Source organism: Pseudomonas sp. p99-361 (assembly GCF_003935475.1).
In the GTDB taxonomy this organism is placed as follows: Bacteria; Pseudomonadota; Gammaproteobacteria; order Pseudomonadales; family Pseudomonadaceae; genus Aquipseudomonas; species Aquipseudomonas juntendi.
This window is the reverse complement of sequence record NZ_RHQO01000060.1, coordinates 18,237-28,030: the sequence shown is the minus strand read 5'-3', so window position 1 is coordinate 28,030 and position 9,794 is coordinate 18,237. Positions and strand designations below refer to the sequence as shown.

General features: G+C 65.1%; 3 protein-coding genes and 1 rRNA gene. All 4 read left to right on the top strand.

The genetic code is table 11. From position 1 onward, the window contains the following. The first annotated feature begins 120 nt into the window (after positions 1-120). The 4 genes from rrf (at position 121) to recD (ending at position 9,671) form a co-directional block, all read left to right on the top strand. Positions 121-236 (top strand): 5S ribosomal RNA (gene rrf, locus EGJ22_RS20655). Positions 237-445: 209 nt separating this feature from the next. After that, positions 446-3,928, top strand: coding sequence for an exodeoxyribonuclease V subunit gamma (gene recC, locus EGJ22_RS20650; protein WP_064314747.1), 3,483 nt, complete (start codon positions 446-448; stop codon positions 3,926-3,928). Further along, on the top strand, positions 3,925-7,599 hold the full coding sequence (recB, locus tag EGJ22_RS20645) for an exodeoxyribonuclease V subunit beta (protein ID WP_029887162.1): 3,675 nt from the start codon (positions 3,925-3,927) through the stop codon (positions 7,597-7,599). Before recC ends, recB begins: the two co-directional genes overlap by 4 nt. After that, entirely contained in the window at positions 7,596-9,671 is a 2,076-nt protein-coding gene (gene recD / locus EGJ22_RS20640) for an exodeoxyribonuclease V subunit alpha (protein ID WP_029887163.1), read from the top strand. The genes recB and recD overlap by 4 nt, the downstream gene beginning before the upstream one ends. The last annotated feature ends 123 nt before the right edge of the window (positions 9,672-9,794 follow it).

The window sequence follows — 9,794 nt, the reverse complement described above, 5'->3', positions numbered from 1 at the left end:
ATTTGCTGACGCAGATTGCGGTGGTGAAGATGACATGAACCGAAAGTTCGCAAGGTATCACAAACATCACATATCCGAATTCGCTGGGCTGTCCATCTGGACATTCTGGCTACAGAATTTCTTGACGACCATAGAGCATTGGAACCACCTGATCCCATCCCGAACTCAGTAGTGAAACGATGCATCGCCGATGGTAGTGTGGGGTTTCCCCATGTGAGAGTAGGTCATCGTCAAGATTCATTTCGCAAAACCCCTATCTGCGCATGCAGGTAGGGGTTTTGTCTTTGTGCTCCAAAAAAGTCCCCTTGCCTCACCACAATCCCTGTGGGAGCGGGCGTGCCCGCGAACACGGGCGAAGCCCGTGCCATGCCCCCCCAGGGAACGCATCACGCGTGATATCGTTTCCCCCACCAACCTCAGCTCAGCACCTGCCAGAGAGTTTCCGATGCCCCACACCACCCATCTTCACCCCGGCTTCATGATCGTCCACGGCAACCGCCTCGACGATTTGCGCAGCCTTGTGGTGAGCTGGATGCGTCGCTACCCGCTGGCACCGTTGGAAAAAGAAATCGCCCTGGTGCAGAGTAACGGTATCGCTCAATGGCTCAAGCTGGCGCTGGCGGAAGACCCGCTGGAGGACGACCAAGGTGGCTGCGGCATCGCCGCTGCAATCGAGGTTCAACTGCCCGGCAGCTTCATGTGGCAGTTGTACCGCAGTGTGCTGGGGCGCGATGAAATTCCCGAGGTATCCCTGCTCGACAAAGCGCCGCTGACCTGGCGCCTGATGCGTCTGCTACCAGCGCTGATCGAGCGCCCGCACTTCGAGCCGTTGCGCCGCTTCCTGACGGATGACGGTGACCTGCGCAAGCGCTACCAGCTGTCCGAGCGTCTGGCCGATCTGTTCGACCAGTATCAGGTCTACCGGGCCGACTGGCTCAGGGACTGGGCAGCGGGTGAGCACGTGCTGAACACCGCCCGTGGCGAACGCAAGGCCCTGCCCCCGGCTAACCGCTGGCAGGCCGAGTTGTGGAAGGCCTTGCTGGAAGACGTCGGCGAAAAAGGTATGGCGCAAAGCCGGGCCGGCGTGCACCAGCGCTTCATCGAACGTATCAATAGCCTGGAACAGGCTCCCCCCGGGTTACCCTCGCGGGTGATCGTGTTCGGCATTTCATCGCTGCCGGCCCAGGCCTTGGAGGCATTGGCCGGCCTCGCACGCTTCAGCCAGGTGTTGTTGTGCGTGCACAACCCTTGTCGCCACCACTGGGCGGACATCGTTGCCGACAAAGACCTGCTGCGCCACCAATACAAGCGTCAGCAGCGCAAACAAGGCATGCCCTTGCAGCTCGACGACCAGGCCCTGCACCAACACGCACACCCATTACTGGCTGCGTGGGGCAAGCAAGGCCGAGACTACATCAACCTGCTCGACAGCTACGACGACCCAGGTAGCTACCAAGGCGTGTTCAGCGATGGTCGCATCGATCTGTTCAGCGACGGTTCACCCGCCACGCTGCTCAATCAATTGCAGGACGACATTCTCGAACTCCGCCCGCTGGCAGAAACGCGCGCGCTGTGGCCGCCAGTCGATCCCGCCAACGACCGCTCGATCCGTTTTCACATTGCCCACAGCCCCCAGCGCGAAGTGGAGATTCTCCACGACCAGCTGTTGGCCCGCTTCAGTGCCGACCCCACGTTACGCCCGCGTGATGTCATCGTCATGCTGCCGGCCATCGACACATACGCGCCGCACATCCGCGCCGTTTTCGGCCAACTGCAGCGCAATGACCCGCGTTATATACCGTTCACCCTGACCGACCAAGGGCAGCGTGGCCGGGAACCTCTGCTGATTGCGCTGGAACACCTGCTCAAGCTCCCGGACAGCCGTTTCGCAGTCAGCGAAGTGCTCGACCTGCTGGATGTCCCCGCGGTAAGAGCCCGGTTCGGTATCCGCGAAAACGACCTGCCTACCCTGCACCGCTGGATCGAAGGCGCAGGCATTCGCTGGGGCCTCGATGCCGAGCAGCGAGCCAGCCTTGGCCTGCCCGCCGGGCTTGAACAGAACACCTGGCGCTTTGGTTTGCGACGCATGCTGTTGGGGTATGCCGTAGGCGTGGGCGAAGCGTGTGACGGTATTGAGCCGTACGATGAAATCGGTGGTCTGGACGCAGCCCTGATTGGCCCGCTGGTGGCCCTGCTCGACGCACTGGATGTCGCCTGCCAGGCCCTGGCCGAACCGGCCACCGTCAGCCAGTGGGGCGAGCGCCTGCATGCCCTGTTGCATGTGTTCTTCCTGGCCGAGGACGAGCACGACGAATTCCTGCTGATCCAGTTGCAGGATCTGCGCGATAGCTGGCTTGAAGTATGCGAAACGGTCGGCCTGCAGGACCCTCTGCCATTGACCGTGGTGCGCGAGGCCTGGCTGTCGGGCCTGGACCAAGGCAAGCTGTCGCAACGTTTCCTGGCGGGCTCGGTGAATTTCTGCACCCTCATGCCCATGCGTGCGATCCCGTTTCGGGTGGTGTGCCTGCTGGGCATGAACGATGGTGATTACCCCCGCGCCCAGCAGCCGCTGGACTTCGACCTGATGGCCAGCGACTACCGCCCCGGTGACCGCTCACGCCGTGAGGACGACCGTTATCTGCTACTCGAAGCGGTGCTGTCGGCACGTGACCAGCTGTACGTCAGCTGGGTCGGGCGCAGTATCCGTGACAACAGCGAACGCCCGGCCTCGGTGTTGATCGGGCAGCTGCGCGACCACCTTGCGGCGGGTTGGCAGCTGAACGGCGCACAGCAGGGCCAGGCGACACAGGCTGGCGAGCAACTGCTGCACGCCCTGACCCAGGAGCACCCGCTGCAACCGTTCAGCCCGCGCTACTTCCAGAAGGGCAGCCCGCTGTTCAGCTATGCCCACGAATGGCAAGTGTTGCACCAGCAGAGCGAGTGCGACCCGCAGGGCGAAACAGCCCTGGCGCCCTATCAGGATGATGAAGCGCTTACCCTGACCCAGCTGAGTGACTTCCTGCGCCACCCGGTTCGGCATTTCTTCAGTCAGCGCCTCAAGGTGTACTTCGAAGCGCTGGAGGCGCCGACCCCGGACGAAGAACCCTTCACCCTCGACACCCTGCAGCGCTACGGCGCCAGTGAAAGCCTGCTCGGTGTCGCCTTGGCCGCACCGGGCAACGCCGAGCAGGCCCTGCAGGCTCAGGCCCGGCGTTTGCAGGCTTGCGGCGTGCTGCCACTGGCGGGGTTCGGCGAGCTGCTGCAAAGCGAGTTGATCGAGCCGTTACCCGACCTGCTGCAACGCCACCAGCAGTTGCTGCAACGCTGGCCACGCTTGGTCGAGGGCGCTTTGCCCGTTCATTTCGAGCACGGCCGGCACCGACTCGAAGGCTGGCTGGGGCGGGTATTCCAGGCCGACGACCAAAGCCTTCTGAGTATTACCACCGTGCCCAACACCATCAGTGCCGGGCGCAACAACCTGAAGTGGCACCGCCTGATCGCGCCCTGGGTTACCCACCTGGCGGCCTGTGCCGCAGGCTACGCCTACCATAGCGCCTTGGTCGCCAGCGACCTGACCCTGTTGCTGGCACCGCTGCCGCAAGGCGCCGCCGGGCAACTGTTGGGCGACCTGCTGGTGGCGCGCCAGGCCGCGATGAACGCGCCCCTGTCGGTCGCCGCCAAAACCGCTTTTGCCTGGCTGGCCCACGACGATGCCGACAAAGCCCTGGCCGCTGCGGCCCGTGCCTACGAGGGCGATGAACGCAACAGTTTCGGCGAGCGCAGTGAAAGCATCGCCCTGGCTCGGCAGTTCCGTGATTTCGCCGCACTCACCGCCGACGAAACCTTTGAAGGCTGGTGCGAAACCTTGTACCGCCCATTGTTCACCGCACCCTGGCAGACCCTGGGCAACCCGGAGAAAGGCGCATGACCCAGGCCCGCCCCTTGGCGTTGAGTTTCCCCTTGCATGGCAGCCAGCTGATCGAGGCCAGTGCCGGCACCGGCAAGACCTTCACCATTTCCGCCCTGTACCTGCGCCTGATCCTCGGGCATGGCGGCGAGCAGGGTTTTGCACGCGAACTGCTGCCACCGCAGATTCTGGTGGTGACCTTCACCGACGCCGCCACCAAGGAGTTGCGCGAGCGTATCCGTGCCCGCCTGGCAGAAGCTGCACGCTTCTTCCGTGGCGAGCTGGAGGGCGCCGACCCTTTGCTGCACCAACTGCGTGACGACTACCCGCAAGAGGCCTGGCCGCGCTGTGCCGGGCGCCTGGAAATTGCAGTGCAGTGGATGGACGAAGCAGCGGTATCGACCATTCACGGCTGGTGCCAGCGCATGCTGCGCGAGCACGCTTTTGACAGCGGCAGCCTGTTCACCCAGACCCTGGAAACCGACCACAGCGAGCTGCTGGGCCAAGTCATGCGCGATTACTGGCGGCGCTTTTGCTACAGCATGCAAGGCCAAGCGCTGGCGTGGGTGCGCAGCCATTGGGTCAGCCCCGACGCCTTGCTCCCGCGCATCCGCCCCTTGTTCGGCCGGGTGCGGGCCGAGCAGCACGGCGCGGAACCGGCGGCACTGATTGAGGCATCGCTGCAGCAGCGCAGCGAACAGTTGGCCCGGCTCAAGGCGCCTTGGCTACAGTGGGCCGAAGAGCTGCGGCAGATCTGCCGCGATGCCCTGGCTGCCAAGCAGGTCGACGGCCGCAAGATGCAGGCGCGCTATTTCGAACCCTGGTTCGACAAGCTCCACGCGTGGGCTACGGACGAACAACAGGTGGAGCTGGACCTGGGTACCGGCTTCACCCGCCTGACACGGGCCGGCATGGCCGAGGCCTGGAAAGGCGAGCCACCCGCGCACCCAGGCCTGGATGCCATGCAGACCCTGGCGCAACACCTGCAAGCCCTGGACAGCCCGGATGCCCCCCTGCTCGAGCATGCCGCCAATTGGGTTTCGGCACGGTTTGAAGTGGAGAAGCGTCGGCGGGCAGAAATGGGCTTTGACGATATGCTGGTGCGCTTGCAGCACGCACTGGCCAGTGAAGCCGGCGAGCGCCTGGCCGGGCTGATTCGTGAGCAGTTCCCGGTGGCCCTGATCGACGAGTTCCAGGACACCGACCCGGTGCAGTTCGGTATTTTCGAGCGTATCTACCAGATCAGCGAAAATCGCCCGGACACCGGCCTGTTCATGATTGGCGACCCGAAGCAGGCGATCTACGCCTTCCGCGGTGCAGATATTTACACCTACCTCGCCGCACGGCGGGCCACCAGCGGTCGGCTGCACAGCCTGGACACCAACTACCGCTCTAGCAAGGCCATGGTGGCGGCAGTCAATCAGGTGTTCCTGCAGGCCGAGGCGCGTCAGGGAGGGCGGGGGGCGTTCCTGTTCCGCGGTGCCGATGACAACCCGTTGCCGTTCATCGAGGTGCACGCCAAAGGCCGTAGCGAACAGCTGGTGATCAACGGCGAAGCCAGCGCTGCCCTGCAATGCTGGCAGCTGCAGAGCGAAGAGCCGGTATCCGGCAGTGTCTACCGCCAGCAACTGGCCGCCAGCTGCGCCAGCCACATTGTCGATTTGCTCAATGGCGGCCAGCAAGGCACGGCCGGTTTCCGCAGTGCCGAAGGCGCACTGCGCCCCTGCCTGCCGTCAGACATCGCCATTCTGGTGCGGGATGGCCACGAAGCGCAGCTGGTGCGCGCCGAGCTGGCCGCACGCGATGTACGCAGTGTGTACCTGTCCGACAAGGACTCGGTGTTCGCTGCCCAGGAAGCCCACGACCTGCTGGCCTGGCTCAAGGCCTGCGCCGAGCCCGATTCGGAGCGCCTGCTCAAGGCGGCCCTGGCCAGCCTTACCTTAGGCCTGTCGTTGCCCGCGCTGGACCGCTTGAACCAGGACGAGCGGGTCTGGGAAGGCTGGGTCATGCGGTTCCGCTACTACCGCGAAACCTGGCAGCGCCAGGGCGTACTGCCCATGCTGCGCCACCTGCTGCATGACTTCCAGCTGCCGCGCACGCTGATCCGCCGCAGCGATGGCGAACGGGTGCTGACCAACCTGCTGCACCTGGCCGAGTTGCTGCAGCAAGCAGCTGGCGAACTGGATGGCGAACAGGCGCTGATTCGCCACCTGGCCGAGCACCTGGCCAGTTCTGGCCAGGCTGGCGAGGACCAGATCCTGCGCCTGGAAAGCGACGAACAGCTGGTCAAGGTGGTGACCATCCACAAGTCCAAGGGCCTGGAGTATCCGCTGGTCTACCTGCCGTTCATCTGCACCAGCAAACCTGTGGACGGTAGCCGGCTGCCGCTGGCCTGGCACGACCCTGAAGGCCACGCCCACCTTACCCTGACCCCAGACCAGGAGCTGATCGAACGCGCCGACGATGAGCGCCTGGCCGAAGACCTGCGCCTGCTGTATGTGGCCCTTACCCGTGCCCAGCATGCCTGCTGGCTGGGTGTCGCCGACCTCAAGCGCGGCAACCAGAAAACGTCGCAGTTGCACCGCTCGGCGTTGGGGTATCTGCTGGGTGGCGGCCTTGCCCTGGCCAGTTCGGCGCAGTTGGCCGACTGGTTGCAGGCCCTGGCCGCGCGTTGCCCGCACATCGCCTGCCCAGGCCTGCCGCCGGCGCAGCAGCAGGTGTATCGCATGCCCCACGCCGCGCGTGAATTACTGCCGGCACGCAAGCCACGCCGCGCCGCCGCTGAGCACTGGTGGATCGCCTCCTACAGCGCCCTGCGCGTTGGTGACCAAACCCTCGGTGCCGACAGCTCGCAGGCCCAGCAACTGCAGGATGACGAAGTCGTCGATGTGCAGGTGCTGCGTGAAGTCCCGGCCGACAGCGGTGATATCCACCGCTTCCCGCGGGGGCCGAACCCCGGCACCTTCCTGCACGGTCTGCTGGAGTGGGCAGGCCGCGAAGGCTTTAGCCTGGTAAGCCGTAACCCGCAGTTGATCGAGCGAACCGTTGGCCAGCGCTGCAACCGCCGAGACTGGACGGGTTGGATCCCCACCCTCAGCCAGTGGATGCAGCGCTTGCTGAGCGAGGCCTTGCCGTTGCCCGGCAGTGGGCAGAGCGTGACGCTCGGGGAGCTGTGCACTTACCAGATCGAAATGGAGTTCTGGTTCGCCAGCCAGCGCGTCGACGCCGAGCAGCTGGATCGTCTGGTAGCACGCCACACCCACCCCGGCCTGGCGCGCCCGGCGGCGCAGCCGACGCTGCTCAATGGCATGTTCAAAGGGTTCATCGACCTGGCATTCGAGCTGGACGGCCGCTATTACGTGACCGACTACAAATCCAACTGGCTTGGCCCGGATACCCAGGCTTACGATGCCCTGGCCATGGAAAAAGCCATCCTCGAACACCGCTACGACCTGCAGTACGTGTTGTACCTGCTGGCCCTGCACCGGCAACTGCGCGCGCGGCTGCCGGATTACGATTATGACCGCCACGTGGGCGGTGCCTTGTTCATCTTCCTGCGGGGCGCCAGCAGCAGCGGGCACGGCGTTTACTTCACCAAGCCACCGCGTGAATTGATCGAAAGCCTGGATGCGCTGTTCCGTGGCGAGCACCCGCCCACCCAGCAGGACCTGTTTGCCGGAGTCATGCCATGAGTCGCAGCCTTGTCGACCTTTTGCCCACCCCATTGCACGCCGAGTACCTGCTGGCGCTGGCGCCGCAAACTGACAGCGGTGACCTGCTGCAACTGCTCGACCGCTGGGTCGAACGCGGCTGGCTACGGCCGCTTGACCGTGCGTTCGTGTCATTTCTGGAAGAGCGGGCCCCAGGCAGTGACCCCTTGCTGCTGCTTGCCGCAGCGTTGGCCAGCCATCAACTGGGCCACGGCCACGTCTGCCTCGACCTGCAGCAAACCCTGGCCGAGCCCGACTTTGCCCTGTCGTTGCCGCCAGAGGGCGACGCACTGACCGGCCCGTTGCTGTTGCCTTCGCAATTGCTGGCCAACCTCGACTTGCAAGCATGGCGCCAACGCATCGTTGCCAGCCCGCTGGTGGCCGCTGGCGACGCACCGGGCCAGCAGGCGCGTCCACTGGTACTCAGCGGCCAGCGCTTGTACCTGCGCCGTTACTGGAGCTACGAGCGGCGTATCGACCACACCTTGCGCCTGCGCCTGAGCCAGGCTGAAGCAGCGCCGGCGGACTTGCCACAACGCCTGGCGCAGTTGTTCGAGGACGGCGCCCCGGCAGGCCAGGTGGACTGGCAGAAGCTCGCCTGCGCCCTGGCCACCCGCGCCGGCTTCAGCATCATCACCGGGGGCCCCGGTACGGGCAAGACCACCACGGTGGTGCGCCTGCTGGCGTTGTTGCAAGCGCCGGCGGTGGAGCAGGGCAGGCCATTGCGTATCCGCCTGGCGGCACCCACCGGCAAGGCCGCTGCGCGCCTGACCGAGTCCATTGGCCAGCAGGTCGAGCGCCTGCAGGTCAGTGCCCAGGTACGCGAGCAGGTGCCGACCGACGTCAGCACCGTGCACCGCCTGCTCGGTAGCCGCCCGGGTTCGCGGCACTTCCGCCACCATGCGGGCAACCCGTTGCCGCTGGATGTGCTGGTGGTCGACGAAGCCTCGATGATCGACCTGGAGATGATGGCCAACCTGCTCGACGCCTTGCCAGCGCGGGCACGCCTGGTATTGCTGGGTGACAAGGACCAGCTGGCCTCGGTCGAGGCCGGTGCCGTGCTGGGTGACTTGTGCCGGGACGCCGAAGAAGGCTACTACGCGCCGGCCACCGCCAGCTGGCTCGAACAGGTCAGTGGCGAATCGCTGGCTGGCAGTGGCCTCAAGGTTGGCGATGAACAGCGCAACCCGTTGGCCCAGCAAGTGGTGATGCTGCGCTTTTCGCGGCGCTTTGGCGAAGGCAGCGGGATTGGCCAGCTGGCGCGGCTGGTCAACCGGCAGGACGCCCATGCGGCGCGCAACCTGCTGGCCATGCCACCGGCCGATGTGCACAGCCTGGTGCTCAGGCACGAGCAGGACCGCGCCTTCGACCGCCTGCTGCTCGACGGCTTGAACCAGGGCAGCGAAGGGCCACAAGGGTACCGCAGTTATTTGCGTACCCTTGGCCGCTATCGGCCATTGCTGGATACCCCGTTCGACGACCCCGCCTGGGAGCAGTGGGCGGGCAAGGTGTTGCACAGTTTCGAGGACTTCCAGTTGCTGTGTGCGGTACGCCGCGGTGCCTGGGGCGTCGAAGGGCTCAACGAGCGGGTGGCGCGGGTGCTGCACGGCGCCGGCCTGATCGACAGCCAGCAGCCTTGGTACGAAGGGCGCCCGGTGCTGGTCACCCGCAACGACTACGGCTTGGGCCTGATGAACGGCGACATCGGCATTGCCCTGCGTTTGCCGGACGAGCGCGGCGAGCCGCTGCTGCGGGTGGCCTTCCCGCGTAATGACGGCAGCGGCAGCGTGCGTTTTGTTCTGCCCAGCCGCCTGAATGAAGTGGAAACGGTATTTGCCATGACGGTGCACAAGTCCCAGGGTTCGGAGTTCGGCCACACCGCACTGGTACTGCCCGACGCCCTGAACCCGGTGCTGACCAAGGAGCTGGTCTACACCGGGATCACCCGCGCCAAGCACTGTTTCAGCCTGGTCGAGCCGCGCCAGGGCATTTTCGAAGAAGCGGTGTCGCGCAAGGTAAGGCGCATTTCCGGGTTGATGCTGGAGCAAGTCTGACCCCGGCCGAAACCAGGTGGAGATCCCCTGTGGGAGCGGGCATGCCCGCGAACACGGGCGCAGCCCGTGCCCACCTCCGCGGTGCCCGCTTTCCGACATTGATACGGCCATATGCTATCGTTG

Coding starts and splice junctions, on each gene's coding strand:
- recB (WP_029887162.1), top strand. CDS start 3,925: ATGACCCAGGCCCGCCCCTTGGCGTTGAGTTTCCCCTTGCATGGCAGC.
- recC (WP_064314747.1), top strand. CDS start 446: ATGCCCCACACCACCCATCTTCACCCCGGCTTCATGATCGTCCACGGC.
- recD (WP_029887163.1), top strand. CDS start 7,596: ATGAGTCGCAGCCTTGTCGACCTTTTGCCCACCCCATTGCACGCCGAG.